The organism is Streptomyces sp. NPDC001373, from assembly GCF_042895815.1.
GTDB lineage: Bacteria > Actinomycetota > Actinomycetes > Streptomycetales > Streptomycetaceae > Streptomyces.
In genome coordinates this window covers 25,682-51,263 of record NZ_JBIAWQ010000004.1, presented here as the reverse complement: position 1 = coordinate 51,263, position 25,582 = coordinate 25,682, and the positions used below count along the sequence as shown (strand labels likewise).

Annotated in this window: 27 protein-coding genes; 15 read left to right on the top strand and 12 right to left on the bottom strand. The window is 72.2% G+C overall.

Annotation, left to right across the window (positions count from 1 at the left end; translation table 11 throughout):
• Nucleotides 1-163 precede the first annotated feature (163 nt).
• Entirely contained in the window at nucleotides 164-943 is a 780-nt protein-coding gene (locus tag ACFY15_RS11205) for an enoyl-CoA hydratase/isomerase family protein (protein WP_042818142.1), read from the top strand.
• A 124-nt stretch (nucleotides 944-1,067) separates the two neighbouring features.
• On the opposite strand, the gene ACFY15_RS11200 is transcribed toward ACFY15_RS11205, so the two are convergent.
• From ACFY15_RS11200 to ACFY15_RS11180, 5 genes are all read right to left on the bottom strand, one after another.
• Nucleotides 1,068-1,823 (bottom strand): SDR family oxidoreductase, encoded by a 756-nt coding sequence (locus ACFY15_RS11200; protein ID WP_390685905.1) that lies wholly within the window; start codon nucleotides 1,821-1,823, stop codon nucleotides 1,068-1,070.
• A gap of 9 nt (nucleotides 1,824-1,832) precedes the next feature.
• On the bottom strand, nucleotides 1,833-2,627 hold the full coding sequence (locus tag ACFY15_RS11195) for an SURF1 family protein (RefSeq protein ID WP_390685906.1): 795 nt from the start codon (nucleotides 2,625-2,627) through the stop codon (nucleotides 1,833-1,835).
• A gap of 81 nt (nucleotides 2,628-2,708) precedes the next feature.
• Nucleotides 2,709-2,942 (bottom strand): hypothetical protein, encoded by a 234-nt coding sequence (locus ACFY15_RS11190; protein WP_079431638.1) that lies wholly within the window; start codon nucleotides 2,940-2,942, stop codon nucleotides 2,709-2,711.
• 89 nt (nucleotides 2,943-3,031) lie between these two features.
• Complete coding sequence (locus tag ACFY15_RS11185) at nucleotides 3,032-4,009, bottom strand: DEDDh family exonuclease (protein WP_390685907.1); 978 nt, start codon at nucleotides 4,007-4,009, stop codon at nucleotides 3,032-3,034.
• Nucleotides 4,010-4,107: 98 nt separating this feature from the next.
• Nucleotides 4,108-4,734, bottom strand: coding sequence for a TetR/AcrR family transcriptional regulator (locus ACFY15_RS11180; protein ID WP_390685908.1), 627 nt, complete (start codon nucleotides 4,732-4,734; stop codon nucleotides 4,108-4,110).
• A 150-nt stretch (nucleotides 4,735-4,884) separates the two neighbouring features.
• Between ACFY15_RS11180 and ACFY15_RS11175 the strand changes: the two genes are divergently transcribed.
• From ACFY15_RS11175 to ACFY15_RS11145, 7 genes are all read left to right on the top strand, one after another.
• Nucleotides 4,885-5,682: an acetoacetate decarboxylase family protein gene (locus tag ACFY15_RS11175; protein ID WP_390685909.1), complete on the top strand. Its 798-nt coding sequence runs from the start codon at nucleotides 4,885-4,887 to the stop codon at nucleotides 5,680-5,682.
• A gap of 1 nt (nucleotide 5,683) precedes the next feature.
• On the top strand, nucleotides 5,684-6,568 hold the full coding sequence (locus ACFY15_RS11170) for an SDR family NAD(P)-dependent oxidoreductase (protein WP_390685910.1): 885 nt from the start codon (nucleotides 5,684-5,686) through the stop codon (nucleotides 6,566-6,568).
• A gap of 11 nt (nucleotides 6,569-6,579) precedes the next feature.
• Entirely contained in the window at nucleotides 6,580-7,866 is a 1,287-nt protein-coding gene (locus ACFY15_RS11165; RefSeq protein ID WP_390685911.1) for an amidohydrolase family protein, read from the top strand.
• Entirely contained in the window at nucleotides 7,863-9,083 is a 1,221-nt protein-coding gene (locus tag ACFY15_RS11160; RefSeq protein ID WP_390685912.1) for an amidohydrolase family protein, read from the top strand. The genes ACFY15_RS11165 and ACFY15_RS11160 overlap by 4 nt, the downstream gene beginning before the upstream one ends.
• Before the next feature lie 242 nt (nucleotides 9,084-9,325).
• Nucleotides 9,326-10,201 carry a sterol desaturase family protein gene (locus ACFY15_RS11155; RefSeq protein ID WP_390825397.1) on the top strand — a complete coding sequence of 292 codons (876 nt, stop codon included), beginning with the start codon at nucleotides 9,326-9,328 and terminating at the stop codon, nucleotides 10,199-10,201.
• The gene (locus ACFY15_RS11150; protein WP_390825396.1) at nucleotides 10,198-10,893 is read left to right on the top strand and encodes a lysoplasmalogenase; all 696 of its coding nucleotides are present in this window, start codon (nucleotides 10,198-10,200) and stop codon (nucleotides 10,891-10,893) included. Before ACFY15_RS11155 ends, ACFY15_RS11150 begins: the two co-directional genes overlap by 4 nt.
• A 24-nt stretch (nucleotides 10,894-10,917) precedes the next feature.
• A complete protein-coding gene (locus ACFY15_RS11145; RefSeq protein WP_390685915.1) occupies nucleotides 10,918-11,961 on the top strand; it encodes a zinc-dependent alcohol dehydrogenase family protein in 1,044 nt (347 codons plus the stop codon).
• A gap of 74 nt (nucleotides 11,962-12,035) precedes the next feature.
• Here ACFY15_RS11145 and ACFY15_RS11140 read toward each other — a convergent pair whose 3' ends face one another.
• Nucleotides 12,036-13,583 carry a S8 family serine peptidase gene (locus tag ACFY15_RS11140; RefSeq protein ID WP_390685916.1) on the bottom strand — a complete coding sequence of 516 codons (1,548 nt, stop codon included), beginning with the start codon at nucleotides 13,581-13,583 and terminating at the stop codon, nucleotides 12,036-12,038.
• Nucleotides 13,584-13,853: 270 nt separating this feature from the next.
• Between ACFY15_RS11140 and ACFY15_RS11135 the strand changes: the two genes are divergently transcribed.
• The 3 genes from ACFY15_RS11135 to moaA all read left to right on the top strand — a co-directional run bounded on the left by ACFY15_RS11135 (nucleotide 13,854) and on the right by moaA (nucleotide 16,982).
• Nucleotides 13,854-14,219 (top strand): DUF485 domain-containing protein, encoded by a 366-nt coding sequence (locus ACFY15_RS11135; protein WP_390685917.1) that lies wholly within the window; start codon nucleotides 13,854-13,856, stop codon nucleotides 14,217-14,219.
• Nucleotides 14,216-15,841: a cation acetate symporter gene (locus tag ACFY15_RS11130; RefSeq protein WP_390685918.1), complete on the top strand. Its 1,626-nt coding sequence runs from the start codon at nucleotides 14,216-14,218 to the stop codon at nucleotides 15,839-15,841. The genes ACFY15_RS11135 and ACFY15_RS11130 overlap by 4 nt, the downstream gene beginning before the upstream one ends.
• A 151-nt stretch (nucleotides 15,842-15,992) precedes the next feature.
• Nucleotides 15,993-16,982, top strand: coding sequence for a GTP 3',8-cyclase MoaA (gene moaA, locus ACFY15_RS11125; RefSeq protein WP_390685919.1), 990 nt, complete (start codon nucleotides 15,993-15,995; stop codon nucleotides 16,980-16,982).
• A gap of 56 nt (nucleotides 16,983-17,038) precedes the next feature.
• On the opposite strand, the gene ACFY15_RS11120 is transcribed toward moaA, so the two are convergent.
• Entirely contained in the window at nucleotides 17,039-17,287 is a 249-nt protein-coding gene (locus tag ACFY15_RS11120) for a hypothetical protein (protein WP_390685920.1), read from the bottom strand.
• Nucleotides 17,288-17,442: 155 nt separating this feature from the next.
• Nucleotides 17,443-17,775 carry a DUF3099 domain-containing protein gene (locus ACFY15_RS11115; RefSeq protein ID WP_390685921.1) on the bottom strand — a complete coding sequence of 111 codons (333 nt, stop codon included), beginning with the start codon at nucleotides 17,773-17,775 and terminating at the stop codon, nucleotides 17,443-17,445.
• Between the two features lie 139 nt (nucleotides 17,776-17,914).
• Between ACFY15_RS11115 and ACFY15_RS11110 the strand changes: the two genes are divergently transcribed.
• Complete coding sequence (locus ACFY15_RS11110; protein WP_366451204.1) at nucleotides 17,915-18,193, top strand: GlsB/YeaQ/YmgE family stress response membrane protein; 279 nt, start codon at nucleotides 17,915-17,917, stop codon at nucleotides 18,191-18,193.
• Between the two features lie 60 nt (nucleotides 18,194-18,253).
• On the opposite strand, the gene tyrS is transcribed toward ACFY15_RS11110, so the two are convergent.
• The 3 genes from tyrS to ACFY15_RS11095 are packed head-to-tail and all read right to left on the bottom strand — an operon-like array spanning nucleotide 18,254 to nucleotide 22,534.
• The gene (gene tyrS / locus ACFY15_RS11105) at nucleotides 18,254-19,522 is read right to left on the bottom strand and encodes a tyrosine--tRNA ligase (protein ID WP_390685922.1); all 1,269 of its coding nucleotides are present in this window, start codon (nucleotides 19,520-19,522) and stop codon (nucleotides 18,254-18,256) included.
• Between the two features lie 52 nt (nucleotides 19,523-19,574).
• The gene (locus ACFY15_RS11100; protein ID WP_390685923.1) at nucleotides 19,575-20,975 is read right to left on the bottom strand and encodes a metallopeptidase TldD-related protein; all 1,401 of its coding nucleotides are present in this window, start codon (nucleotides 20,973-20,975) and stop codon (nucleotides 19,575-19,577) included.
• Nucleotides 20,972-22,534, bottom strand: coding sequence for a TldD/PmbA family protein (locus tag ACFY15_RS11095; RefSeq protein WP_390685924.1), 1,563 nt, complete (start codon nucleotides 22,532-22,534; stop codon nucleotides 20,972-20,974). The genes ACFY15_RS11100 and ACFY15_RS11095 overlap by 4 nt, the downstream gene beginning before the upstream one ends.
• Before the next feature lie 145 nt (nucleotides 22,535-22,679).
• On the opposite strand from ACFY15_RS11095, the gene fabG reads away from it, so the two are divergent.
• From fabG to ACFY15_RS11080, 3 genes are all read left to right on the top strand, one after another.
• Nucleotides 22,680-23,399, top strand: coding sequence for a 3-oxoacyl-[acyl-carrier-protein] reductase (gene fabG, locus ACFY15_RS11090; RefSeq protein WP_366451201.1), 720 nt, complete (start codon nucleotides 22,680-22,682; stop codon nucleotides 23,397-23,399).
• A gap of 5 nt (nucleotides 23,400-23,404) precedes the next feature.
• Nucleotides 23,405-24,175: an enoyl-ACP reductase FabI gene (fabI, locus tag ACFY15_RS11085; RefSeq protein WP_365150385.1), complete on the top strand. Its 771-nt coding sequence runs from the start codon at nucleotides 23,405-23,407 to the stop codon at nucleotides 24,173-24,175.
• A gap of 221 nt (nucleotides 24,176-24,396) precedes the next feature.
• The gene (locus ACFY15_RS11080) at nucleotides 24,397-24,828 is read left to right on the top strand and encodes a hypothetical protein (protein ID WP_390685925.1); all 432 of its coding nucleotides are present in this window, start codon (nucleotides 24,397-24,399) and stop codon (nucleotides 24,826-24,828) included.
• A 7-nt stretch (nucleotides 24,829-24,835) separates the two neighbouring features.
• Here ACFY15_RS11080 and ACFY15_RS11075 read toward each other — a convergent pair whose 3' ends face one another.
• A complete protein-coding gene (locus ACFY15_RS11075; RefSeq protein ID WP_390685926.1) occupies nucleotides 24,836-25,513 on the bottom strand; it encodes a FadR/GntR family transcriptional regulator in 678 nt (225 codons plus the stop codon).
• Nucleotides 25,514-25,582: the final 69 nt, after the last annotated feature.

Sequence of the window (25,582 nt, the reverse complement as noted above, 5' to 3'; positions counted from 1 at the left end):
GTCCGACAGATCTGTTCCGTTCCATGTTGTCCGAAGCTGTACCGCTGCTGTTCCGTACATGGTTCCTTCGGTGACCCCCGGTCGGCCCCCAGGCCGGCTGGGTGGTTACTGTGCAGTCACTTAGGCCGGGCGTCCGGCCCTGACTGCACACCGGAGGCACCAGATGGCTCTGCTCGACAAGGATGGCGTACGGCTCACCATCGACGACACGGTCGCCACGGTGACGCTGACCAATCCGGCCAAGCGAAACGCTCAATCCCCCGCGCTCTGGCGGGCGTTGGCGGAGGCCGGACGGTCGCTGCCCGGCACGGTCCGGGTCGTCGTGCTGCGCGGCGAGGGCAAGTCCTTCTCCGCGGGGCTCGACCGGCAGGCGTTCACCCCCGAGGGTTTCGAGGGCGAGCCGTCCTTCCTCGATCTGGCGCGCGGTTCCGACGAACTGCTCGACTCCACGATCGCCGAGTACCAGGAGGCCTTCACCTGGTGGCGCCGCAATGACATCGTCTCCATCGCCGCCGTGCAGGGGCACGCCATCGGCGCCGGCTTCCAGCTCGCACTCGCGTGCGACCTGCGGGTCGTCGCGGACGACGTGCAGTTCGCCATGCGCGAGACCAGCCTGGGCCTGGTCCCCGACCTGGCCGGCACCCAGCCGCTGACCGCCCTGGTCGGCTACGCCCGCGCGCTCGAGATCTGCGCGACGGGCCGCTTCGTGCACGCCGAGGAGGCCGAGCGGGTGGGCCTGGCGAACCTGGTCGTCCCTGCCGACGAGCTCGACGCCGCCGTCCAGGACCTCACCACCGCCCTGCTGGCCCCGCCGCGCGACGCGGTCATCGAGACCAAGGCCCTGCTGCGTACGGCCGGCTCGCGCCCCTACGACGACCAGCGCGCCGCCGAACGCGCCGCCCAGGCCCGCCGCCTGCGCGACCTGGCGGGCCTGTCGGACTGATGCCCCCGGGGGCTCCGCGCCGGACCCCGTCGCGCTCGATCGCCGCGCGGGCCGGATCGCGCGCAGCGGGGTTCCGGCCCCGCCGGCGTTCGAGGCGCGGGGTGGCGGGAGCCGGCCCCCGCGGTCAGAAGCCGTGGCGGGAGCCGCCGTCCACCGGGAGCATCACACCCGTGAGGTAGGAGGCCGCCGGCGAGAGGAGGAACGCCGCCGTGCGGCCGAACTCCTCCGGCGTGCCGTAACGCCGCAGCGGGATCCGGGACTCGTGCAGGGAGCGCGCGGCGGCCGCGTCGCCGGACAGCGCGTCCAGCTCCCGCACCCGGTCGGTGTCGATCCGGGCCGGCAGCAGACCGATCACGCGGATCCCGCGCGGCCCCAGGTCCACGGAGAGGGACTTCGCGAAGCCCGCCAGCCCCGGCCGCAGGCCGTTCGAGATGGTCAGGCCGGGGATCGGCTCGTGCACCGAGCCCGACAGGACGAAGCCGATGACCCCGCCCTCGCCCAGCTCCGCGGCCGCCGCCCGGGCCAGCCGGACCGCGCCCAGGAAGACCGACTCGAACGCTGCCGTCCACTGCTCGTCGGTGTTGTCCGCCGCGACGCCCGGCGCCGGTCCGCCGACGCTGATGAGGATGCCGTCGAGCCGCCCGAAGCGCGCCTTGGCCTCGGCCACCAGTCGCCCGGCGGACCCGGGGTCGGAGTTGTCCGCCGCCAGGCCCACCGCGTCCGGCCCCAGTCCGGCGGCCGCGGCCGCCGCCCGCTCCTCGTCCCGGCCGGTCAGCAGCACCTTCGCGCCCTCGGCGGCCAGTTCTCGCGCGGAGGCGAAGCCCAGGCCGCGGGTGGCACCGGTGACGATGTAGACACGGTCCTTCAGTCCAAGATCCATACGGCCAACCTACGCCGAAGCGGGCTCCGGCGACACGGCCCCGGCCGAGGCCGCCGCGGCCGCCTCGCGGTCGCGCCGCTCCCGGCGGACCAGCACCATCCATCCCACCGGCACGGCCGCCGCGAACAGCCACCACTGCACGGCGTACGCCATGTGCGGGCCGATCGAGTCGTGGTCGGGCTCCGCCACCGCCTCGGGGCCGCCGCTCCGCGGCAGCGGGGAGGTGAGCTCCAGGTAGCCGCCGAGGACCTGCTTGCCCAGGGCGGCGGCCTGCTGTTCGCTGTTGACCAGCATCACCTGGCGGTCGGGCAGGCCCTTGCGGTCCTTGATCCCGCTGTCCCCGCTGGTCTCGTCCGCCTTGAGCCGTCCGGCGACCGTCACCTCGCCCGAGGGTGCGGCCGGCACCGGCGGGTAGGCGGTCGGGTCGTCCCCGCCCGGCACCCAGCCCCGGTTGACCAGCACCACCCGTCCGTCGCCCAGCACCAGCGGGGTCACGACCTGGAAGCCGACCTTGTCGTTGTTCGAGGTGCGCATCCGGACCACGACCTCGTGCGCTGAGTCGTACGTACCGGTGGCCGTGACGGCGCGCCAGTAGTCGGACCGCGGGACGGTGTGGCCGGGCGAGGTGACCTCGGTCACCGGCACGGGCTTCGCGGAGAGGTTCTTCGCGATCAGCTCGTTCTGGGCGACCCGGTGCTCATGGCGGTGGAACTGCCAGAACCCCAGTTTGATCATCACGGGGATGAGGACGAGGGCGATGAGGGTGAGGCACACCCACTGCCGGGTCAGCACAAAGCGGTACACGCCCACGACGGTACCCGCAGGGCGGGGGACCCCGGCAGCCGGGTGGCCTTCCGGGGTCCGGGGAGGAAGGAGGGGGGACGGTCAGACGCGGTCGACGATGCCCACCTTCCCCTCCGCGCGGGCGCAGTGCCCGCCGCAGAACCACTGCCCCTCGACCTCGACGCCCTGCCCGATGATCTGGACCCGGCAGTGCTCGCAGATGGGCGCCATCCGGTGGATGGCGCAGGAGAAGCAGTCGAAGACGTGCACCGCGCCCTGCGCGTGCACCTCGAAGGACATGCCGTAGTCGTTTCCGCAGACCTCACAACGTGCCATGCGCCGCATGCTTCGCGGGCCGGCGGCCCCGAACAAGATCCACGGGGGTGAGTCGCCGACCTGGCACCCGCCCGGAGCAACGCCCGCCGCTACTGCTCCCCGGAGGGTGCCACGTCCCGCAGCAGCTGCGTGAAGGCCGCCTCGTCCACCACCGGGGTGCCGAAGGACCTGGCCTTGACCGTCTTGGAGGTGGCCGAGTCGGGGTCGTTGGTCACGAGCAGGCTGGTGAGCCGCGACACGCTCGTCGCGACGTGCAGCCCGGCCTCCACGGCCCGGTCCTCCAGCAGCTCCCGGTCCACCGAGGTGTCACCGGAGAAGGCGACCCGCATGCCCTGCTTCAGCGGCTTGCCGTCCTCGAACCGCCCCGGGTTGGGGTACGGGGAGGGCGGCAGCTTCCGCGAGGCGCGCCAGCTGCCCCCGTACGAGGCCTGGTAGCCGACCCGGGGCGTGGCGGGGGTGTCCGACCACTCCGTCAGCGGGCGGCACTCCAGCAGGGGGAGGCGCACGCCGTCCCGCGCGGCCGCGTGCAGCGACGGGCGGAAGGCCTCCGCGAGCACACGGGCGTCGTCGAGCGCGTGGTGGGCGCGCTGCTGGACCACGCCGTAGTGCGCGGCGAGGGACTCCAGCTTGTGGTTGGGCAGCGGGAGGTCCAGTTCCTTCGACAGGGCGATGGTGCACAGCCGTTGCCGCACCGGCGCGGCCGACGAGGCCCGCGCGTACTCCCGGGCGATCATCTGCCAGTCGAAGATGGCGTTGTGCGCGACGAGGACACGGTCCGCGAGCCGCTCGGCGAACTCCCCGGCGATGTCCTCGAAGAGGGGCGCGTCCGCCAGCATCTCGCTGGTCAGGCCGTGGATCCAGACCGGGCCGGGGTCCCGGCGCGGGTTGACGAGGCTGTACCAGTGGTCCTCGACGTTGCCCTGCGCGTCGAGCCGGTAGACGGCCGCGGAGACTATCCGGTCGTCGCGAGCGAGCCCGGTCGTCTCCACGTCGACGACCGCGTACCCCTGGGGGTACGCGGTCGGCCACGTCGTGTCTGCGGTCGTACGGTCGTCGAGCATGGTCATAGAGGATACGGGCAGACACTGACGGTCGTGGCCCGCCGCCGGCGGCTCCCGGGCGGGACGTGAGCTCCGCCACCTCCGGCCCGCGGACCCGGCCTGGCTCAGGGCTCCCGGAGCAGGGATTCCGTCAGGGCCCGTACCGACAGCAGGAACAGCCGCTCCGGGTCCGCCGGGCGGGCCAGGGCGCGGGCCAGGTCCGGGTCGTCGGCGGCGGAGCCGGGGGGAGGGTCCCACAGCTCGCCCTCGCCGGGGGACTGGACGGGGGAGCGCTCGCGGTTGCGTTCCACCAGGACGAAGCCCACCACCTGGAACTGGACGGCGCGCACGGCGTCGGCTGCGCGGGCCCCGCGCAGCCCCGCCGCCCGCACCTCGGCGACCAGCGCGCGCTGGGCCGGCAGGAACATCCGCTCGGTCAGGCCGCGTTCGTGGACCATGCCGATCAGGTGCGGCCGCTCCCGCAGCTCGCGGCGCATGCTGCGGGCGACGGACACGATGCGCTCGGCGGGGGTGGCGCCGGCGGGCCGGATGGCGCCCATGTCCCGGACGGTCCGCTCGACGAGCGCGTCGAGGAGCTGCTCGCGGTTGCCCACGTGCCAGTAGATCGAGGTGACGGCCGTCCCGAGCTCGGCGGCCAGCCCGCGCATGGTGAGGGCGTCCGGGCCGCGCCGTCTGACCAGCGCGGCGGCGGCCTCCAGTACCGCCTCGCGGGTGAGCGGGCTCCTCGCCATCGGCGTCCTCCCCGGGTACCGGTGATCCGACGTATCGTCAGATGTCTTGTGTGCAGCCCTCTTTACCCTTCATCGGCGGCGGTGTAACTGTGTTACAGAACCCCTCCCCCGGCCCCGTCCGGGGGGACCCTCAGAAGGGTGGTGCGGAACATGGCACGCGTACGGTACGGAGCGCGCACCGAGGCGGAGACCGCAGCGTCGCGCGAGAAGAGCTCGAACCTCCCCGACATCTGGTCCACCGGAGTCGTGGCCGTCTGGGAGACCGACCCGGACGCGGTGGCGGCCGTCCTGCCGCCACCGCTGAAGCCCGGCGAACGGCCGCTCGTACGGGCCGGCATCAGCAAGGTCGACCTGCCCGGCTACCCGCTCGGCGCCGGCTCGGTGGCCGTTGCCGCCCGGCACGACGGGGTCGAGGGCTGGTACCCGCTGGTCATGCCGATGACCCACGAGCGCGCCCTCACCGGCGGCCGCGAGGTCTTCGGCGAGCCGAAGAAGCTGGGCGAGGTCACCGTCGAACGCGAGGGACTGGTCGTGCGGGCCTCCCTCGCCCGGCACGGCATCGCCTTCGTGGAGGTCCGCGGGGCGGTGGACCGTGAGCTGCCGGTGCCCGAGCCGGCGCAGAAGACCGACTTCTACTTCAAGTTCCTCCCGGCCGTCGACGGCTCGGGCTTCGAGGACGACCCGGTCCTCGTGCACTGCACGCGCAACGAGAAGATCCGCAGGCTGGAGCACCTCACCGGTGACGTGGTCCTGCGCGAGTCGATGTTCGACCCGGTCGCCGACCTTCCCGTACGCCGCCTCGTGGAGCTCACCATCGGGGAGAAGACCACCGACCAGAAGGGCCGGGCCGTCGTGCGGGTCAGCGCGCAGGCGCTGATCCCGTACCTCCACCAGCGCTACGACGATCCGCAGCAGGTCTTCGACGGCCCGCCCGAGGGGAGTGCGTGAGATGCGGCTCGAACCCGGACAGGTGGCCGTCGTCACCGGCGCCGCGAGCGGGATCGGCCTGGCCCTGGCCCGCCGCTTCGCCGCCGAGGGGCTCAGGGTGGTCCTCGCCGACGTCGAGGAGGGCGCCCTGCGCAAGGCCGCCGAGGACCTGCGGGCGGAGGGCGCCGAGGTGCTGGCCCGGAAGGTCGACGTCGGCGACCGCGACTCCGTCGTCGCCCTCGCCGACGCCGCCTACGAGGCCTTCGGCGCGGTCCACGTGCTGTGCAACAACGCGGGCGTCGGGTCGGGCGCCGAGGGCCGGATGTGGGAGCACGAGCCCAACGACTGGAAGTGGGCCTTCTCCGTCAACGTCTGGGGTGTCTTCCACGGCATCCAGGCCTTCGTCCCCCGCATGATCGCGGGCGGCGCCCCCGGACACGTCGTCAACACCTCCTCCGGCGACGGCGGCATCGCCCCGCTGCCCACCGCCTCCGTGTACGCCGTCACCAAGGCCGCCGTGGTCACCATGACCGAGTCCCTCTACGCCCATCTCAAGGCGGAGGGCGCGGCCGTCAGCGCCTCGGTCCTCTTCCCCGGACCGCACATGCTGCGCACCGGACTGTGGGAGTCGCACCGCAACCGCCCCGAGCGCTACGCGAAGGAACGCCCGCGCAGGTCCCCGTACCGGACCCTGGACCAGTACGAGTCCGCCATGCGCGCGGCCGGGCACGAGGTGCGCTTCACCCCGGTCGAGGACGTCGCCGGGCACGTCGTCGACGGCATCCGCGCCGACCGCTTCTGGATGCTCCCGGCCGGCGAGCACAGCGACCGGCAGATCCGCGCCCGGTCGCAGTCGATGCTCGACCGCGCCAACCCCGCCTACCTGGAGAGCTTCATCCTCGACTGAGGAGCGACAGCGTGAACGCGTACGAAGACCCGTACCTGATCATCTCCTCCGACTGCCACGCCGGACTGCCCACCGAGCAGTACCGCCCCTACCTCGACTCCCGCTTCCACCGCGCCTTCGACGAGTTCCTCGGCCTGCGCGACGCCCGCCGCGAGGAGGCCACCCGCCTCGGCATCCGCAACGAGGCCTTCGCCGAGAAGTGGTTCCACGACCACGAGGAAGGGCTGAGGGGCGGCTGGGACTCCGCCCAGCGCCTGAAGGAGCTCGACGGCGACGGGGTCGCCGCCGAGGTCGTCTTCCCCGACGCCGACGCCGTGGACAGTCGGACCGCCGCCCCCTTCGGCGTGGGCCTTGGCCTCTCCGGCGACCAGGACCCCGAACTCGGCATGGCGGGCGCGCAGGCCCACAACCGCTGGCTCGCCGAGTTCGTCTCCCGCGCCCCCGAGCGGCACTGCGGCGTCGCGCTGCTGCCCGTCACCGCCGAAGCGGACAAGGTGGTCGCCGAGATCCACCGGGCGAAGGAGTCCGGCCTCGGCGCCCTGATGATCCCCTCGATGTGGGTGGACAAGGCCCCGTACCACGACCGCCGCTACGACCCGGTCTGGGCGGCGGCGGCCGAGACCGGCATGCCCGTCGTCACCCATTCGGGCGCCGCCCCGCGCCACGAGTACGGTGACCACCTCGGCATCTACGTCTCCGAGGTCACCTGGTGGCCCGCCCGCCCGCTGTGGTTCCTGCTGTGGTCCGGGGCCTTCGAACGCCACCCGGGCCTGAAGTTCGGCGTCGCCGAGTCGGGCTGCTGGTGGCTGCCGAACCAGTTGTGGTTCATGGACCGCCTCTACCTCGGCGCGCACGGCGGCAAGAAGCTCTCGCCCTTCGCCGAGCTGAAGCGCCCGCCGAGCGAGTACCTCGACCGCCAGGTCTTCGTCTGCGCCACCAACACCAAGCGGCGCGAGCTGGCCCAGCGCTACGAGATCGGCGTGGACAACGTCCTGTGGGGTTCGGACTTCCCGCACCCCGAGGGCACCTGGCCCGACACACGCGGCTGGCTGGCGAGGACCTTCCACGACATCCCCGTCGACGAGACCCGGCGGATGCTGGGCCTGGCGGCGGCCGAGGTCTTCGGCTTCGACACGGCGAAACTCGCCCCGCTCGCCCGCCGCATCGGCCCCACCCCGGCCGAGCTGGGCCAGAGCGCGGACCAGGCGGCGGTGGAGGCCTCCTGGGCCCGCTCCCGCGAGACCGGCCGGCACTGGCTCACCGGCGAGGACTTCCCGGTCCTGGGGGTCTCGTCATGACCGAGGACCGCTACACGGTCATCTCGGCGGACTGCCACGCGGGCGCCGACCTGCTGGACTACAAGCCGTACCTGGCCCAGCGTCACCACGACGCGTTCGACGCCTGGGCCGCCACGTACGTCAACCCGTACGAGGACCTCCTCGCGGACACCGCCGACCGCAACTGGAACTCCGCGCGCAGGCTCGCCGAGCTGGAGGCCGACGGCATCGTCGCGGAGGTCGTCTTCCCGAACACCGTCCCGCCGTTCTTCCCCAAGGCCTCCCTGATGGCCCAGCCCCCCTCGGCGGCCGAGTACGAACTGCGCTGGGCCGGGCTCCAGGCCCACAACCGCTGGCTGGCCGACTTCTGCGCGGACGCCCCGGGCCGGCGGGCGGGGGTGGCGCAGATCCTCCTCAACGACGTGGACGCGGCGGTGAGGGAGATCCGGCGCGCCCGGGAGGCCGGGCTCACGGGCGGCATCCTGCTGCCCGGCGTCCCGCCCGGCTCGACCGTGCCCGAGCTGTACTCGGAGGCGTACGACCCGATCTGGGCGGTCTGCGACGAACTGGACGTCCCGGTCAACCACCACGGCGGCTCGGCGTCACCGCCGCTGGGCGACGAACCCGCCGCCCGCGCCGTCTTCATGGTGGAGACCACCTGGTTCTCGCACCGGGCCCTGTGGCACCTGGTCTTCGGCGGCGCCTTCCGCCGCCACCCGGGCCTGAAGCTGGTCCTGACGGAACAGGGGTCGGGCTGGATCCCGGGCGTGCTCCGGATGCTGGACTACTACCACGGCCGCCTGGTCGCGGCCTCGGGCACGGCGGAGTCCAAGTTCGGTGCGGGGCTCGCCGACTCCATGGGCAAGGGTCCCAGCGAGGTCTGGCGGGACAACTGCTTCGTGGGGGCCAGCTTCATGCGCCCCCACGAGGTCCCGCTGCGGGAGCGGATCGGCCTCGACAAGATCATGTGGGGCAGCGACTACCCCCACGACGAGGGCACCGCCCCGTACTCCCGCGAGGGCCTGCGCATCGCGTACGCGGGGCTGCCGAGGGAGGAGGTCGCGGCGATGGCCGGCGGCAACGCCGCCCGGGTGTACGGCTTCGACCTGACCCTGCTGGACGCGGTCGCGGCGAAGTGCGGTCCGCTGGTCTCGGAGATCGCCGAACCCCTGTCGGAGGTCCCGCCGGACGCCACCAGCCCGGCCTTCGCCCCAGGGGGTTCGGTCCGGGTCTGGTGACGCGGCGGTCCCGCCGGGGCGGACCGGCGGGGGTCCGGCCGCCCCATCCGCCCCGGCGGGATCCGGTCCGGGCCGTCCGCGACGGGGTGCCCGTCCGCCGCACCGCAGGGCCGCCCGCCGCCCGGAGGGCGGCGGTTTCCGCCCCTGCCCGCGCACTGCCCCTTGTACCCGGGGTAACCGCGTCGGATACTGATCGGTAACAACCCCTAGCGGCACCCCTGAACCCGCCCTAAGGTGCGCCCATGCCCAATCTGCCCGATGTCGTGCTGTGGTCCATACCCGCCTTCGTGCTGCTCACCGTCATCGAGGTGGTCAGCTACCGGCTCCATCCCGACGAGGACGCCGCCGGCTACGACGCCAAGGACGCGGTCACCAGCGTCACCATGGGGCTCGGCAGCATCGGCTTCGACCTGCTCTGGAAGATCCCGGTCGTCGCGGTGTTCACCGCCGTCTACGAACTGACCCCGCTGCGGGTGCCGTTCCTGTGGTGGACCGCCCTGCTGATGCTCCTCGTCCAGGACTTCCTCTACTACTGGCAGCACCGGCTCCACCACGTCATCCGCATCCTGTGGGCCTGCCACGTGGTCCACCACAGCAGCCGGAACTTCAACCTCACCACCGCCCTGCGCCAGCCCTGGACCAGCGCGACCACCTGGTGGTTCTACCTGCCGATGGTCGCCCTCGGCGTGCACCCCGCCGCGGTCCCGTTCTGCTACGGCATCAACCTGCTCTACCAGTTCTGGGTGCACACCGAGCGCATCGGGAAGCTGCCGCGCCCCTACGAGTACGTCTTCAACACCCCCTCCCACCACCGCGTCCACCACGCCTCCCAGGGCGGCTACCTGGACCGCAACTTCGGCGGCATCCTGATCGTCTGGGACCGGATGTTCGGCTCCTGGGTCGGAGAGACGGACCGGCCCGTCTACGGGCTCACCAAGAACATCAACACCTTCAACCCCCTGCGCGTCGCCACCCACGAGTACGCCGCCATCGCCCGCGACGTCCGCGCCGCCCGCAGCTGGCGCGAGCGTGCCGGGCGGGTGTTCCGCGGTCCCGGCTGGCAGCCCGCCCCGGCCGCCGCCCCGCAGCCGGAGAAGGCCCCGGAGCCCGCCGCGTGAGCGCCGTCCAGTCCCGTACGTCCGCACCCGCCGGTGCCGGCACCGGCGGGCGGATCCTGCTCGGCGCCTTCGTCCTGGCCTCCGCCGTCGACCTCGGGGCGCTGCTCGCCGGCTGGCACCCCGGGCACGTGGTCGCCAAGCCGCTGCTGATGCCGCTGCTCGTCGCGTACGTGCTCACCCTCCGCGCACCCCGGCTGCTCGTCGCCGCGCTGCTGTTCGGCTGGGGCGGGGACCTCGCCCTGCTGTTCGACGCCGAGCCGGCCTTCCTCGTCGGCATGGGCTCCTTCGCCGCCGGGCACGTCTGTTACCTCATGCTTTTCCATGAACGCAGTCTGTTCGGCCGGGGCCGGACGAGCCCCGCGCTCGGGGGCGCGTACGCCGTGGCGCTCGTCGGGACCGTCGCGCTGCTGTGGGGGGACCTGCCGACGGGGCTGCGCGTCCCCGTCGCCGGCTACAGCCTGCTGCTGGCCTCCATGGCCTACCGCTCCAGCGCGCTCGGCCGGGTCGCGGGAGTGGGCGGGGCGCTGTTCCTGCTGTCCGACACCCTCATCGCGACCGGGGTGGCCGAGTGGCCGCAGCTCCCGCGCCCCGACTTCTGGATCATGGCGACGTACCTGGCGGCCCAGTACCTGCTGGCCTCGGGCACACTCGGCCGGAGGCAGGCGTACGGTAGGGAAGTCATACAAGACTGAACTACCCCGGAGGGCTGCACCACCATGCGCGCCACCGTCATCCACGCCCCGCACGACATCCGCGTGGAGGAGGTGCCCGACGCTGCGATCCAGCGCCCCGAGGACGCCGTCGTCCGCGTCCTGCGCGCCTGCATCTGCGGCAGCGACCTGTGGGCCTACCGCGGCGAGGCCCAGCGCCAGCCGGGCCAGCGGATCGGGCACGAGTTCCTCGGCGTCGTCGAGGAGACCGGCTCCGCCGTCTCCGGCCTGAAGGCCGGCGACCTGGTCGTGGCCCCGTTCATGTGGTCCGACGGCACCTGCGACTACTGCTCCGAGGGCCTGTACACCTCCTGCGTGCACGGCGGCTTCTGGGGCTCGGTCGGTTTCGACGGCGGCCAGGGCGAGGCCGTGCGGGTCCCGCACGCCGACGGCACCCTGGTGAAGCTGCCCGCCGCGGCCGCCTCCGACGACCACCTGCTGACCGGCCTGCTCGCGCTCTCCGACGTCATGGGCACCGGCCACCACGCGGCCCTGGGCGCGGGCGTCCGCGCGGGCTCCACCGTCGCCGTCGTCGGCGACGGCGCGGTCGGCCTGTGCGGGGTGCTCGCGGCCAGGCGCCTCGGCGCCGAGCGGATCATCGCCCTGGGCCGCCACAGCGCCCGCACCGACATAGCGAAGCTCTTCGGCGCCACCGACGTGGTCGCCGAGCGCGGCGAGGCCGCCGAGGCGGCGGTCCGCGAGCTGACCGGAGGCCAGGGCGCGCACGCGGTCATCGAGGCGGTGGGCACCGAGCAGTCCATGCGCACGGCCGTGAACATCACCCGCGACGGCGGCGCCATCGGCTACGTCGGCGTCCCGCACGGCAGCGGCACCGGCCTGGACCTTGGTGTGATGTTCGACCGCAACATCACCCTGCGCGGCGGTGTGGCGCCGGTGCGCGCGTACATCCCGGAGCTGCTGGAGGACGTGCTGAGCGGCGCCATCGACCCGGCGCCCGTCTTCGACCGGGCCGTGTCCCTGGACGAGGTCCCCGACGGCTACCGCGCGATGGACGACCGCAGCGCCCTCAAGGTCCTGATCAAGCCCTGACGGCGGGGGGGGCGGACGCGTGAGGGGCCGGGCGGGTGATCCCCGCCCGGCCCCTCGCCGTGGCGCCCCTGCCGTTACGGCTTGACGGCCTTCAGGGCGTCGACCACGCCCGCGCCGTAGAAGCCGGTCTGGCCCCACTTGGCCTCGCAGGTGGTGGCGTCGATCAGGTTGCCCGTGCCGTCGTAGATCTTGTCGGGGCAGGCGGTCTTCGTCGCCTGGGCCTTGAGCATCGCCTGGAGCTGGGACGGCGTGGCCCCCGGGTGCGCGCTCTTGAGCAGGGCCGCGACGCCCGCGACGTGCGGGGTGGCCATCGAGGTGCCCTGCTTGTAACCGTAGCCGCCGCCCGGCAGGGTGGACAGCACGCGGCCGTTGGCGTCGGGGGTGGCCGGGACCTGCCACTTGTCGCCGCCGGGGGCGGCCACGTCGACGACCCCGAGGCCGTAGCTGGAGTAGTAGGAGCGGAAGCCCTTGTCGCCGGTCGCGCTGACGGTGACCACGCCCGGCAGCTGCGCGGGCAGGTCCAGGCAGACCTTCGGGTCTATGGTGCGCGGCGACGGGGTGGCGTCGTCCGGACTGGTGTCGTCGGTGATCGAGTCGGCGGCCAGGTCCCAGTTCTCGTTGCCGGCGGCGGCCACGTTCAGCACGCCCTTGCGCTCGGCGTACCTGCCGGCCCGGGTGAGGGCCTCGACCAGCGCCTTCTGGTCGTCGTCCGTCTTGCAGTTGAAGTACCAGGGGTCGACGTAATAGCTGTTGTTGGTGACCGCGATCCCCTTCTCGGCGGCGAACATGAACCCGCAGACGACCGCCTCGGTGTAGAAGAGGCTGGTCCCGGGCTCGCTCACCTTGATCGCGGCGACCTTGACGCCGGGCGCGACCCCGCTGACGCCAACCCCGTTGCGCGCGGCGGCGATGGTGCCCGCCACGTGCGTGCCGTGGTCGCTGCCGTCGGGGTACGGCCGCCAGGCGCCGTCGGTGGTGTCCGCGACGCCGCCGACGCAGTTGGCGGACTGCCCCTTGGAGAAGTTCGGGGCGAGGTCGGGGTGGGTGTCGTCCACGCCCGTGTCGATGACGCCGACGGTGACGTCCCGGCTGCCCGCGTTGACCTTCTGGGCCTGGTCGGCCCTGATCGCCCGCAGGTCCCACTGGTTCGCTTCCAGGGGCTCCTGGCCCGGCTCGGCCCGGGCCGCGGCCCGCGCGGCGTCGGCGTCGCTCAGCCTCTGGGTCGTGCCCTCCTCGGTGGTCTGCACGGTCTGGAGGGGGGCCGTACGGGTGGCTCCCACGGACACGAACAGGTTCCGCTGGGCCCGCAGCTGCCCGGCGAAGTCCGGGTTCTGGGAATGTGCGACGACGACGCCGATCTGTTCATAGGACGTCACCACCGTCCCGCCGGCCTGCTCGATGGCCTTTTTGGCCTGCCGGGCCGTCCCGTACGCGGTCAGGTTCGCCACGTACGAGAGCGCGGGGCCGGTGGCGGTGGCCTTCGCGGCCGTCGCCGGGCCCGCCGTGTCGCCCAGCGGTGCGGCCGAGGCAGCCACCGAGGGCAGGAAGGCGAGTGAGGCCGAGAGCGCCAGGCCGACCGGAACGGCGAGGGCCCGCCGACGGCCGGATCCCAGATGAGCCATGGGTTCTCCACATCATCCGTGAATGAGCAGCCCGCACGCGGTCGCGTCGGACGCGTTCATGACACGCGAACCTAGCGTCGACGTTCCCCTTTGCGCCATCAGTTCGACGAATCAGCCGTTCGAAAAGCGGAACCGCCGAAGAAACGGCGGGTGTTGAACCGTCCCGGCACGGCGGCCGTGCCGTTGACCGGGGGGCTCAGCACCACCGCCCCCCACACGGAGGTTGTTTTGACCGTCCCCACCGCACCCGCGTCACAAGGAGAACCCCCCGTGACCACGCAAGCAGCGCCGCCGCCGGGCGGCGCGGGACCCGCCCCGGCACAGGTGTCGGCCGAAGAGTTCGCGCGCGTCCAGCAGAGCCCCGAGTTCGCCGAACTGCGCAGCTCCTACCGCTCCTTCGCCTTCCCGCTCACCGTGGCCTTCATCGCCTGGTACCTGCTCTACGTCCTGCTGTCCAACTACGCGGGCGGCCTCATGGGGACCAGGCTCTTCGGCAACGTCAACGTCGCCCTCGTGCTCGGCCTCGCCCAGTTCGCGACGACCTTCCTCATCGCCTGGCTGTACTCGCGGCACGCCGCCGCCCGGCTCGACCCCAAGGCACGGGCCATCAAGAACCGGCTGGAGGGCGGAGCGTGAACGCCGTCCCGCACCTGACGACCGCCGCCGGCGCCACCGAGCACCGCCCGCTGATCATCACCCTGTTCGGGCTGTTCGTCGTCGCCACCCTCGTCATCACCGTCTGGGCCGGCCGCCAGACCAAGGACGCCGCCGACTTCTACGCGGGCGGCCGCCAGTTCACCGGCTTCCAGAACGGCCTCGCCATCTCCGGCGACTACATGTCCGCCGCGTCCTTCCTCGGCATCGCCGGAGCCATCGCCCTCTTCGGCTACGACGGCTTCCTCTACTCCATCGGCTTCCTCGTCGCCTGGCTCGTGGCCCTGCTGCTGGTCGCCGAGCCGCTGCGCAACTCCGGCCGCTACACCATGGGCGACGTGCTCGCGTACCGGATGCGCCAGCGGCCCGTCCGCACCGCCGCCGGCACCTCCACCATCGTGGTCTCGATCTTCTACCTGCTCGCCCAGATGGCCGGCGCCGGCGTGCTCGTCTCCCTGCTCCTGGGCATCACCGCCGATGGCGGCAAGATCGCCGTGGTCGCCCTGGTCGGCGTCCTGATGATCGTCTACGTGACGATCGGCGGCATGAAGGGCACCACCTGGGTCCAGATGGTCAAGGCCGTCCTGCTGATCGCGGGCGCCATGCTGATCACCTTCCTGGTGCTGCTGAAGTTCGACTTCAACGTCTCCGCCCTGCTCGGCCAGGCCGCCGAGCACAGCGGCCAGGGGACGAAATTCCTGGAGCCCGGACTCAAGTACGGCAAGGACCCGCTCACCAAGCTGGACTTCCTCTCCCTCGGCCTCGCCCTGGTCCTGGGCACCGCCGGCCTGCCGCACATCCTGATCCGCTTCTACACGGTGCCCACCGCGAAGGCCGCCCGTAAGTCCGTGAACTGGGCCATCGGCATCATCGGCGCCTTCTACCTGATGACGATCGCCCTCGGGTTCGGCGCCGCCGCCCTGCTCGACCGCGACGCCATCATCAAGTCCAACAAGGCCGGCAACACCGCCGCCCCGCTGCTCGCCCAGGCCGTCGGCGGCGGACCCGACTCCACCGGCGGCGCCGTCCTCCTCGCGGTGATCTCCGCAGTGGCCTTCGCCACCATCCTCGCCGTGGTCGCGGGCCTCACCCTGGCCTCCTCCTCGTCCTTCGCGCACGACATCTACGTCAACGTCATCCGCCGGGGGCAGGCCACCGAGAAGGAGGAGGTGCGCGCCGCCCGCCTCTCCACCGTGGTCATCGGCGCCGTCGCGATCTTCCTCGGGGCCCTGGCCCGCGACATGAACGTCGCCGGCCTGGTCGCCCTCGCCTTCGCGGTCGCCGCCTCCGCCAACCTTCCGACGATCCTCTACAGCCTCTTCTGGAAGCGCTTCACCACCCAGGGCGCGCTGTGGTCCATCTACGGAGGCCTGGTCTCGGCGGTCGGCCTGGTGCTCTTCTCCCCGGTCGTCTCCGGCAAGCCCACCTCGATGTTCAAGGACGCCGACTTCTACTGGTTCCCGCTGGAGAACCCGGGCATCATCTCCATCCCGCTCGGCTTCCTCCTCGGGTGGCTGGGAACCGTCCTGTCCAAGGAGGAGGCGGACCCCGGGAAGTTCGCCGAGCTGGAGGTGCGCTCCCTCACCGGAACAGGGGCGCACTGAGACCGTCCGAACACCGTACGTGGCCGCGTCGTACTTCCGTACGACGCGGTCGTGTTACGTCTCGTTCATTCGGGCACCCCTCGGGGACACACAGGTCGCGTAGGCTCAATTCCACAGAACCGCTAGATCCGGACAGGGGAGGGGGCCCACAGTGCTTCTCGACACGTACGGCCGCGTGGCCACTGACCTGCGCGTCTCACTCACCGACCGGTGCAACCTGCGCTGTACCTACTGCATGCCCGAAGAGGGCCTGCAGTGGCTGGGGAAGTCCGATCTGCTCAGCGACGACGAGATCGTCCGGCTGATCCGCATCGCCGTCACGCACCTGGGCATCACCGAGGTCCGCTTCACCGGCGGCGAGCCGCTGCTGCGGCCCGGCCTGGTCGGGATCGTCGAGCGGTGCGCGGCCCTCGAGCCCCGCCCCAGGATGTCGCTGACCACCAACGGCATCGGCCTCAAGCGCACCGCGCAGGCCCTCAAGGCCGCCGGCCTGGACCGAGTGAACGTCTCACTCGACACTCTGCGCCCCGAGGTGTTCAAGGCCCTCACGCGGCGCGACCGCCACCACGACGTCATCGAGGGCATGGCCGCCGCCCGCGAGGCCGGCCTGACCCCCGTCAAGGTCAACGCGGTCCTGATGCCCGGCCTCAACGACGACGAGGCCCCCGACCTGCTCGCCTGGGCCGTGGAGAACGCCTACGAGCTCCGCTTCATCGAGCAGATGCCGCTCGACGCCCAGCACGGCTGGAAGCGCGACGGCATGATCACCGCCGGGGACATCCTCCAGTCCCTGCGCACCCGCTTCACCCTCACCGAGGAGGGCGCCGACGAGCGCGGCTCCGCCCCCGCCGAGCGCTGGCTGGTCGACGGCGGCCCGGCCACCGTCGGGGTCATCGCCTCCGTCACCCGCCCCTTCTGCGGCGCCTGCGACCGCACCCGGCTCACCGCCGACGGGCAGGTCCGTACGTGCCTGTTCGCCACCGAGGAGTCCGACCTGCGTTCCGCGCTGCGCTCGGGCGCCCCGGACGAGGAGATCGCCCGCCTGTGGAAGGTGGCGATGTGGGGCAAGAAGGCCGGCTCCGGCCTCGACGACCCGTCGTTCCTCCAGCCCGACCGCCCGATGTCGGCGATCGGCGGCTGACCGTCCCCCACGCACGCCGCCGACGGCCCTCCCGCAGCCGGGAGGGCCGTCGGCGTTCAGCGCTCCGAGCCCTCCGGCTGCACCCACGCGTCGAGCTCCACGACATCCTTGAGGAACCCGCGGACGTCCAGGAATCGGGACAGGTGCGCCCGGTGCTCCTCGCACGCCAGCCACGTCTTGCGCCGCTCCGGCGTGTGCAGCTTCGGGTTGTTCCAGGCGAGGACCCAGACCGCCGCGTCACGGCAGCCCTTGGCGGAACAGGTGGGGGTTTCGGTTTCACCGCTGGGGGATTCGAGGGGAGTCACGGCTCAACCCTAGTCACCGTCCGGACGCGCCCGACGGAAGGGCGACGCCGGGCAGCCACGGGGGGAGCTGCCCGGCGTCGGTCCGTCGCTCCGACGGGGGATGCGGAGCGCGTAGGCAGTATGTCACGCAGGACCGGGTGGGGTGCACCGGAACTTCATGATTGATCTGAGGTTTTCCTGAGGTTCTCCGCCTCCAGTGCGGGGCGCACAGGGGCGGGTACGAAGTGCGAGGGCAGCGAGGGCGTCGACTCGCGCCCGGCGTTCGCGATGACCACCGCGATGTAGGGGAGCAGGAGGCCCGCCGCCAGCGTCACGAGGGCCACATGGCGTTCCACGTTCCACAGGATCACCGTGGCGACCACCGACAGGGTCCTGATCCCCATCGAGATCACGTACCGGCGCTGGCGCCCCCGTACGTCCTCGGCGAGCCCCATACGGGCCCCGGTGATCCGGAAGACCTCGGCCCCGTTCCGCTTCGTCCGCTGCATGCCCCCACGGTACGCCGCCCCCGACCCTGGGGGGAGGGAGGGGGTGCCGCCCGGAGCGCACCGCCCGACATGCGCGGCCCGCCCCCCGGGCCGACACTGGCCCCACACGCGCACCCGCGCCGCGAGGAGGGCTTTCGACATGTCTTGGTTGTGGGCGATCATCGTCGGTTTCGTGCTGGGCCTCATAGCCCGGGCCGTCCTGCCGGGCAAACAGCACCAGCCGCTCTGGCTGACCACGGTCTTCGGCATCATCGGCGGCGTCCTCGGCAACGCCGTGGCGACGTGGATCGGTGTCCACGACACCCGCGGCATCGACTGGACCCGGCACCTGCTCCAGATCGCCGGAGCCGTCGCCATCGTCGCGCTGGGGGAGATGGTCTACCTGTCGCTGCGCGGCGGCAAGCGCCACACGGTGTAGCCCATGACGAAGGGGCCGGCCCGGACACGACGTCCGGACCGGCCCCTCGCCGTGGTGCCGTCAGGCGCCGGTCACCTCGACCGCCGCCAGGTTCTTCTTGCCGCGGCGCAGCACCAGCCAGCGCCCGTGCAGCAGGTCCGACGCGGCCGGGACCGCGTCCTCGGCGGTGACCTTCACGTTGTTCACGTAGGCGCCGCCCTCCTTCACGGTCCGGCGGGCGGCGGACTTGCTGGCGACCAGGCCGGTCTCCGCGAACAGGTCCACCACGAGGCCGACCTCCGCCACCTTCGCGTGCGGCAGCTCGGACAGGGCCGCGGCCAGCGTGGCCGCGTCCAGGTCCGCCAGCTCGCCCTGGCCGAACAGCGCCTTCGAGGCGGCGATCACGGCCGCGCACTGGTCCGCGCCGTGCACCAGCGTGGTCAGCTCCTCCGCGAGCGCCCGCTGGGCGGCCCGCGCCTGCGGGCGCTCGGCGGTCTGCGCCTCCAGCTCCTCCAGCTCCTCACGGGACCTGAAGGAAAGGATCCGCATGTAGGTGGAGATGTCCCGGTCGTCCACGTTCAGCCAGAACTGGTAGAAGGCGTACGGGGTGGTCATCTCCGGGTCGAGCCAGACGGCCCCGCTCTCGGACTTGCCGAACTTGGTGCCGTCCGCCTTGACCATCAGCGGGGTGGCCAGCGCGTGCACCTGGGCCTGCGGCTCCAGGCGGTGGATCAGGTCGAGGCCGGCCGTCAGGTTGCCCCACTGGTCCGAGCCGCCCTGCTGGAGGACGCAGCCGTAGCGGCGGTACAGCTCCAGGAAGTCCATGCCCTGGAGCAGCTGGTAGCTGAACTCGGTGTAGCTGATGCCCTGGTCGGACTCCAGGCGCTTGGCGACCGAGTCCTTCGTCAGCATCTTGTTGACGCGGAAGTGCTTGCCGATGTCCCGCAGGAACTCGATCGCGGACATGCCCGCGGTCCAGTCCAGGTTGTTCACCATGACCGCGGCGTTCTCGCCCTCGAAGGACAGGAACGGCTCGATCTGGGTGCGCAGGCGCGTCACCCAGTTCGCGACGGTCTCCGGGTCGTTCAGCGTCCGCTCGGCCGTCGGGCGCGGGTCGCCGATCTGCCCGGTCGCCCCGCCGACCAGCGCCAGCGGGCGGTGGCCCGCCTGCTGGAGCCGGCGCACGGTCAGCACCTGCACCAGGTGTCCCACGTGCAGCGAGGCCGCCGTCGGGTCGAAGCCGCAATAGAACGTGACGGGACCGTCCGCGAAGGCCTTGCGCAGCGCTTCTTCATCGGTGGACTGGGCGAACAGCCCGCGCCACTTCAGTTCGTCGACGATGTCCGTCACGGTCTCTCGACTCCTTACGAAATGTGGAAATGCCGTGCTCAGTCTAGGTGCGTCAGACGCCCTTGCTGACCGAACTCATGTTGAAGTCCGGGATGCGGACGGCGGGCATCGCGGCCCGTGTGAACCAGTCGCCCCACTCGCGCGGCAGGGTCTTCTCGGTGCGTCCCGCCTCGGAGGCCCGCGACAGCAGGTCCACCGGGGACTCGTTGAACCGGAAGTTGTTCACCTCGCCCGTGACCTGCCCGTTCTCCACCAGGTAGACCCCGTCCCGGGTCAGGCCCGTCAGCAGCAGCGTCGCCGGGTCGACCTCGCGGATGTACCAGAGGCAGGTCAGCAGCAGGCCCCGCTCGGTGCCCGCCACCATCTCCTCCAGCGACTTCTCCCCGCCGCCCTCCAGGATCAGGTTCCCGAAGGCCGGGGAGAGCGGCAGCCCGGTCAGTGCGGCGCTGTGCCGGGTCGTGGTCAGCCGGGCCAGCTCGCCGCCGCTGATCCACTCGGTCGCCGGGACCGGCAGGCCGTTGTCGAAGACCGAGGCGTCGTCGCCCGAGCTGTGCGCGATCACGAACGGCGCCGACTCCAGGCCCGGCGCGTCGGGGTCGCTGCGCAGGGTCAGGGGCAGCTGCGAGAGCCGCTCGCCGATCCGGGTGCCGCCGCCGGGCTTGGAGAAGACCGTCCGGCCCTCCGCCGCGTCCCGGGCCGCCGCCGACCACATCTGGTAGATCAGCAGGTCGGCCACGGCCGTCGGCGGCAGCAGGGTCTCGTACCGACCGGCGGGCAGCTCGACCCTGCGCTCGGCCCAGCCGAGGCGGACGGCGAGCTCCGCGTCCAGGACGGTCGGGTCCACGTCCTTGAAGTCGCGGGTGGCGCGGCCGGCCCAGGCGGAGCGCAACCGGCCGTCGGCGGTCGCAGTCGACTTGGCGTTGAGCTCCAGGGTGCCGTTCGGCTGGTCGTGGCGCAGCCGCAGGCCCGTCGAGGTGCCGACGTACGTGGAGACCAGCTCGTGGTTCGCGAAGCCGTAGAGCTCCCGGCCGCCCGCACGGGCGCGGGCGAAGGCCTCGCCGAGGGCCGGGGCGAAGTCCGCGAACACGGCCGAGGAGGTCTCGTCCGGGGCGTCCGCGAAGTCCGGCGAGGCCGGGGTGCCGGTCACCAGCGGCTGGGCGTCCTCGGCGGGACCGGCGGCCCGCGCGGCCGCCTCGGCGGCCCGTACGAGCGGCTCCAGGTCGGCGGCGGTGACGGCGGAGCGCGAGACGACCCCCGAGGCCGTCCCCTGCCCGCCGTCGACGGTGGCGATGACGGTGAGGTTCCGGCCGCGGGTGACGCCGTTGGTGGTCAGTGCGTTGCCGGCCCAGCGCAGGTTGGCGCTGGACTCCTCGTCGGCGATCACGACACAGCCGTCGGCGGTGGACAGTTCCAGGGCCCGCTCGACGATCTCGTGGGGCTTCGTACGGCTCATCGGCCGGCCTCCTGCGTGGTGTTCAGGATGTTCACGTCGCGGAAGAGGGCCGACGGGCAGCCGTGGGAGACCGCCGCGACCTGGCCCGGCTGGGCCTTCCCGCAGTTGAAGGCGCCGCCCAGGACGTAGGTCTGCGGACCGCCGACCTTCTCCATCGAGCCCCAGAAGTCGGTGGTCGTGGCCTGGTAGGCGACGTCGCGCAGCTGCCCGGCCAGCCGGCCGTTCTCGATCCGGAAGAAGCGCTGCCCGGTGAACTGGAAGTTGTAGCGCTGCATGTCGATCGACCAGGAACGGTCGCCGACCACGTAGATCCCGCGCTCCACCCCGCCGATCAGGTCCTCGGTGGACAGCCCGCCCGGATCCGGCCGGAGCGAGACGTTCGCCATCCGCTGGACCGGGACGTGGCCGGGGGAGTCGGCGAAGGCGCAGCCGTTGGAGCGGCCGAGGCCGGTCAGCTTCGCGATCCGCCGGTCGGTCTGGTAGCCGGCCAGCACCCCGTCCTTGACCAGGTCCCAGCTCTGGGCCTCGACGCCCTCGTCGTCGTAGCCGATGGTGGCCAGGCCGTGCTCGGCGGTGCGGTCACCGGTCACGTTCATGATCGACGAACCGTACTTGAGCGAGCCCAGCCGGTCGAAGGTGGCGAAGGAGGTGCCCGCGTACGCCGCCTCGTAGCCCAGGGCCCGGTCGAGCTCGGTGGCGTGGCCGATGGACTCGTGGATGGTGAGCCAGAGGTTGGACGGGTCCACGACCAGGTCGTACCGGCCCGCCCGCACGCTGGGGGCGCGCATCTTCTCGGCCAGCAGGCCGGGGATCTGCTCCAGCTCGGTGTTCCAGTCCCAGCCGGTGCCGGTCAGGTACTCCCAGCCGCGCCCGGCGGGCGGGGCGATGGTGCGCATGGAGTCGAACTCGCCGGTGGTGGCGTCGACGGCGACGGCGGTCAGCTGGGGGTGGACGCGCACCCGCTGCTGGGTGGTCGTGGTGCCCGCGGTGTCGGCGTAGAACTTGTTCTCGTGGACGGCGAGCAGCGAGGCGTCCACGTGCGCCACGCCCTCGGCGGCCAGCAGCCGGGAGCTCCAGTCGGCGAGCAGGGCCGACTTCTCGGCGTCCGGCACCTGGAAGGGGTCCACGTCGTAGGCGGAGATCCAGGTCTTGTCGGCGTGTACCGGCTCGTCGGCGAGCTCGACCCGCTCGCCGGAACCCGCGGCCTTGATGACCTGGGCCGACAGCTTCGCCATGGCCACGGCCTGCGAGGCCACCTTGGCCGCGCCGTCCATGGTCAGGTCCACGCCTGACGCGAAGCCCCAGCTGCCGCCGTGCACCACCCGCACCGCGTAGCCGAGGTCGGTGGTGTCGGAGCCGCCGGAGGGCTTGGCGTCCCGCAGCCGCCAGGAGGCGCTGCGGATCCGCTCCAGGCGGAAGTCGGCATGGTCGGCGCCCAGCGCGCGCGCTCGCGCGAGCGCCGCGTCGGCGAGCGCCCGCAAGGGCAGCGCGGTGAAGGCCGCGTCGATGGAATGGGCCACGGAGGTCCTCCCGGGGTCGGGGACGGTCTGCTCGATCATGTCGCGATCGGTCCTCAGGTGACCACAGGTTTCTGTAGGTATTCGACAGAGCGTGCCGCAAGGCCCTGTCGGAGCCCGATTCTCCGGATGTCGTACGGGGCCTATAGGTTTTGCTACTCAGACAGCTAAGCGAAAGGGTGGTCCGTTGAGCCGCTCGGTTCTCGTCACCGGAGGAAACCGGGGCATCGGCCTCGCCATCGCCCGCGCCTTCGCCCAGGCCGGCGACAAGGTCGCTATCACGTACCGCTCGGGAGAGCCGCCGCAGGAGCTCGCCGACCTGGGCGTGCTGGCCGTGCGCTGCGACATCACCGACTCCGAGCAGGTGGAGCAGGCCTACAAGGAGATCGAGGCCAAGCACGGCAACGTCGAGGTACTGGTGGCGAACGCCGGCATCACCAAAGACACGCTGCTGATGCGGATGTCCGAGGAGGACTTCGCCTCCGTCGTCGACACCAACCTCACGGGCACCTTCCGTGTCGTGAAGCGGGCCAACCGTGGCATGCTGCGGGCCAAGAAGGGCCGCGTGGTCCTGATCTCCTCGGTCGTCGGCCTGCTGGGCGGCGCCGGCCAGGCCAACTACGCCGCCTCGAAGGCGGCGCTGGTGGGCTTCGCCCGCTCGCTCGCCCGCGAGCTCGGCTCCCGCAACATCACCTTCAACGTCGTCGCCCCCGGTTTCGTGGACACCGACATGACGAAGGTGCTCAGCGACGAGCAGCGCGCGGGCATCCTGGCGCAGGTGCCGCTGGCGCGCTACGCGCAGCCCGAGGAGATCGCGGCCGCCGTGAGCTTCCTGGCGTCCGACGACGCCGCGTACATCACCGGAGCCGTCATTCCCGTTGACGGCGGATTGGGCATGGGTCACTGATCACCATGAGCGGAATTCTCGAGGGCAAGCGGATCCTCATCACCGGCGTGCTGATGGAGTCCTCCATCGCCTTCCACGCCGCCAAGCTGGCCCAGGAGCAGGGCGCCGAGGTCATCCTCAGCGCCTGGCCGCGCCCGTCGCTGACCGAGCGCATCGCCAAGAAGCTGCCCAAGCCGGTCAAGGTGATCGAGCTCGACGTCACCAACGACGAGCACCTGGCCCGCCTGGAGGGCCTCGTCCGCGAGGAGCTCGGCGGCCTCGACGGAGTCGTGCACTCCATCGGCTTCGCCCCGCAGGACGCGCTCGGCGGCAACTTCCTGAACACGCCGTTCGAGTCGGTCGCCACCGCGATGCACGTCTCGGCGTTCTCGCTGAAGTCGCTGACCATGGCCTGCAAGCCGCTGTTCCCGGCGGAGGGCGCGGCCGTCGTCGGCCTGACCTTCGACGCGCAGTTCGCCTGGCCGCAGTACGACTGGATGGGCCCGGCCAAGGCCGCGCTGGAGGCCACCAGCCGCTACCTCGCCCGTGACCTGGGCAAGGAGAACGTCCGCTGCAACCTGGTCTCGGCCGGTCCGATCGGCTCGATGGCCGCCAAGTCCATCCCGGGCTTCGGCGAGCTGGCGGACACCTGGAACCAGCGCTCCATGCTGGCGTGGGACATGAGCGACCCGGAGCCGGCGGGCAAGGGCGTCGTGGCCCTGCTGTCGGACTGGTTCCCGAAGACCACGGGCGAGATCGTCCACGTGGACGGCGGCCTGCACGCGATGGGCGCCTGACCTTCCCGGCCGGACCCCCGCGTCCGTACGGCGGTGGCCGCGCCTCCCTCCGGGGAGGCGCGGCCACCGCCGTTTCCGCCTGCCGCGGCACGGGCCGTGCGGGTGTCCTCGATCAGACGTTCGCCGTCCGACCGGATCTTTCCGAGTCGAAAACCGGGACACATGCCTGCAAACTGACCTGGCCGGGATCTTCCCGGCAGGTTCGGGGAGGAGGTGCGGGAGTGCGCGCGAGGCCGAGCCGAGCGGTATCGCTCCTGGTCACCTCGGTGGCCCTGACCGGACTCCTGATCCCGGGAGCCCTCGCGCAGCCCGGCGGGCCGGGGCCCGCCCCCGGGCCCGAGGCGGCGGCCCCGGCCGCCGTGGACCTCGCCGAGATCCCCGCCGAACCACCCGTACGGCCCGAACGGCCCGCCGCACGCGAGCTCTACGGCTCCGACTGCGACACCGAGATCGACGGCTCGCAGGTGATCGCGTACTGCCACAACGGCTACCCCGAGACCGACCTGCTCCGGCTGCATGTGGAGTGCGAGCGCTGGTGGGACATCGACGGGGACAGCGCCCTCGTGCCCCTGGACCCGGCCGGCCGCATCCGGCTGACCGGCCGCTGCTGGAAAGAGGTCCGCACGGCCTGGGTCAGCCACCAGCGCCCCTGAGGGGCGGTCAGCGGGTGCTCTTGCCGCGGCAGGCGAACGGGTAGCCCGCCGCCTCCGAGGCGGCCGCGTCGCCGTCCCCGCGCCGGATCGCCGCGATCAGGCGGGCGTGGTCCAGGTGGTCGGCCGGGTGCAGCTCGGTGCCCACGTCGGCCCGCAGCCACTCCGCCACCAGGTCGCCCAGGTCCGCGTAGAGCTCGATCAGCACCTCGTTGTGCGAGGCCGTCACCACGGCCATGTGCAGGGCGACGTCCGTGCTCACGAACACCTCCGCGTCCCCGCTCGCCCAGGCCTCCTCGCGCCGCGCCAGCAGTGACTCCAGCTGGACCAGGTCCCGCTCCGTGCGCCGCTCCGCCGCCAGCCGGGCCGCCGAGGACTCCAGCGTCGAGCGCAGCTCCGCGATGTGCCGGGGGTCGGCCCCCGCGAAGCGCCGGTGCATCACCCCGGCCAGCTCGCTCGTGGCGAGCACGTACGTACCCGACCCCTGGCGGATGTCCAGGAGTCCGTTGTGCGCGAGGGCCCGGACGGCCTCCCGCACGGTGTTGCGGGCGACGCCCAGCAGCTCCACCAGCTCGGGCTCGGTGGGGATCCGGCTCCCGACCGGCCACTCGCCGGAGGTGATCTGGTTCCTGAGCTGGGCGATCACCTGGTCGACGAGCGCGGAGCGCCGGGGCGAGGTCAGCGGCATGCGGGCGGGGCCTCTCGAGTACTGCTGGACGGGCTGCGGGACGGCATCAAGTGTGACAGCACCGAACTG

Coding starts and splice junctions, on each gene's coding strand:
- ACFY15_RS11115 (WP_390685921.1), bottom strand. CDS start 17,775: ATGCAGCGGACGAAGCGGAACGGGGCCGAGGTCTTCCGGATCACCGGG.
- ACFY15_RS11095 (WP_390685924.1), bottom strand. CDS start 22,534: ATGATCGAGCAGACCGTCCCCGACCCCGGGAGGACCTCCGTGGCCCAT.
- ACFY15_RS11145 (WP_390685915.1), top strand. CDS start 10,918: ATGCGCGCCACCGTCATCCACGCCCCGCACGACATCCGCGTGGAGGAG.
- ACFY15_RS11155 (WP_390825397.1), top strand. CDS start 9,326: ATGCCCAATCTGCCCGATGTCGTGCTGTGGTCCATACCCGCCTTCGTG.
- ACFY15_RS11100 (WP_390685923.1), bottom strand. CDS start 20,975: ATGAGCCGTACGAAGCCCCACGAGATCGTCGAGCGGGCCCTGGAACTG.
- ACFY15_RS11140 (WP_390685916.1), bottom strand. CDS start 13,583: ATGGCTCATCTGGGATCCGGCCGTCGGCGGGCCCTCGCCGTTCCGGTC.
- ACFY15_RS11205 (WP_042818142.1), top strand. CDS start 164: ATGGCTCTGCTCGACAAGGATGGCGTACGGCTCACCATCGACGACACG.
- ACFY15_RS11110 (WP_366451204.1), top strand. CDS start 17,915: ATGTCTTGGTTGTGGGCGATCATCGTCGGTTTCGTGCTGGGCCTCATA.
- fabI (WP_365150385.1), top strand. CDS start 23,405: ATGAGCGGAATTCTCGAGGGCAAGCGGATCCTCATCACCGGCGTGCTG.
- ACFY15_RS11180 (WP_390685908.1), bottom strand. CDS start 4,734: ATGGCGAGGAGCCCGCTCACCCGCGAGGCGGTACTGGAGGCCGCCGCC.
- ACFY15_RS11190 (WP_079431638.1), bottom strand. CDS start 2,942: ATGGCACGTTGTGAGGTCTGCGGAAACGACTACGGCATGTCCTTCGAG.
- ACFY15_RS11170 (WP_390685910.1), top strand. CDS start 5,684: ATGCGGCTCGAACCCGGACAGGTGGCCGTCGTCACCGGCGCCGCGAGC.
- ACFY15_RS11175 (WP_390685909.1), top strand. CDS start 4,885: ATGGCACGCGTACGGTACGGAGCGCGCACCGAGGCGGAGACCGCAGCG.
- ACFY15_RS11200 (WP_390685905.1), bottom strand. CDS start 1,823: ATGGATCTTGGACTGAAGGACCGTGTCTACATCGTCACCGGTGCCACC.
- ACFY15_RS11075 (WP_390685926.1), bottom strand. CDS start 25,513: ATGCCGCTGACCTCGCCCCGGCGCTCCGCGCTCGTCGACCAGGTGATC.
- ACFY15_RS11185 (WP_390685907.1), bottom strand. CDS start 4,009: ATGACCATGCTCGACGACCGTACGACCGCAGACACGACGTGGCCGACC.
- ACFY15_RS11160 (WP_390685912.1), top strand. CDS start 7,863: ATGACCGAGGACCGCTACACGGTCATCTCGGCGGACTGCCACGCGGGC.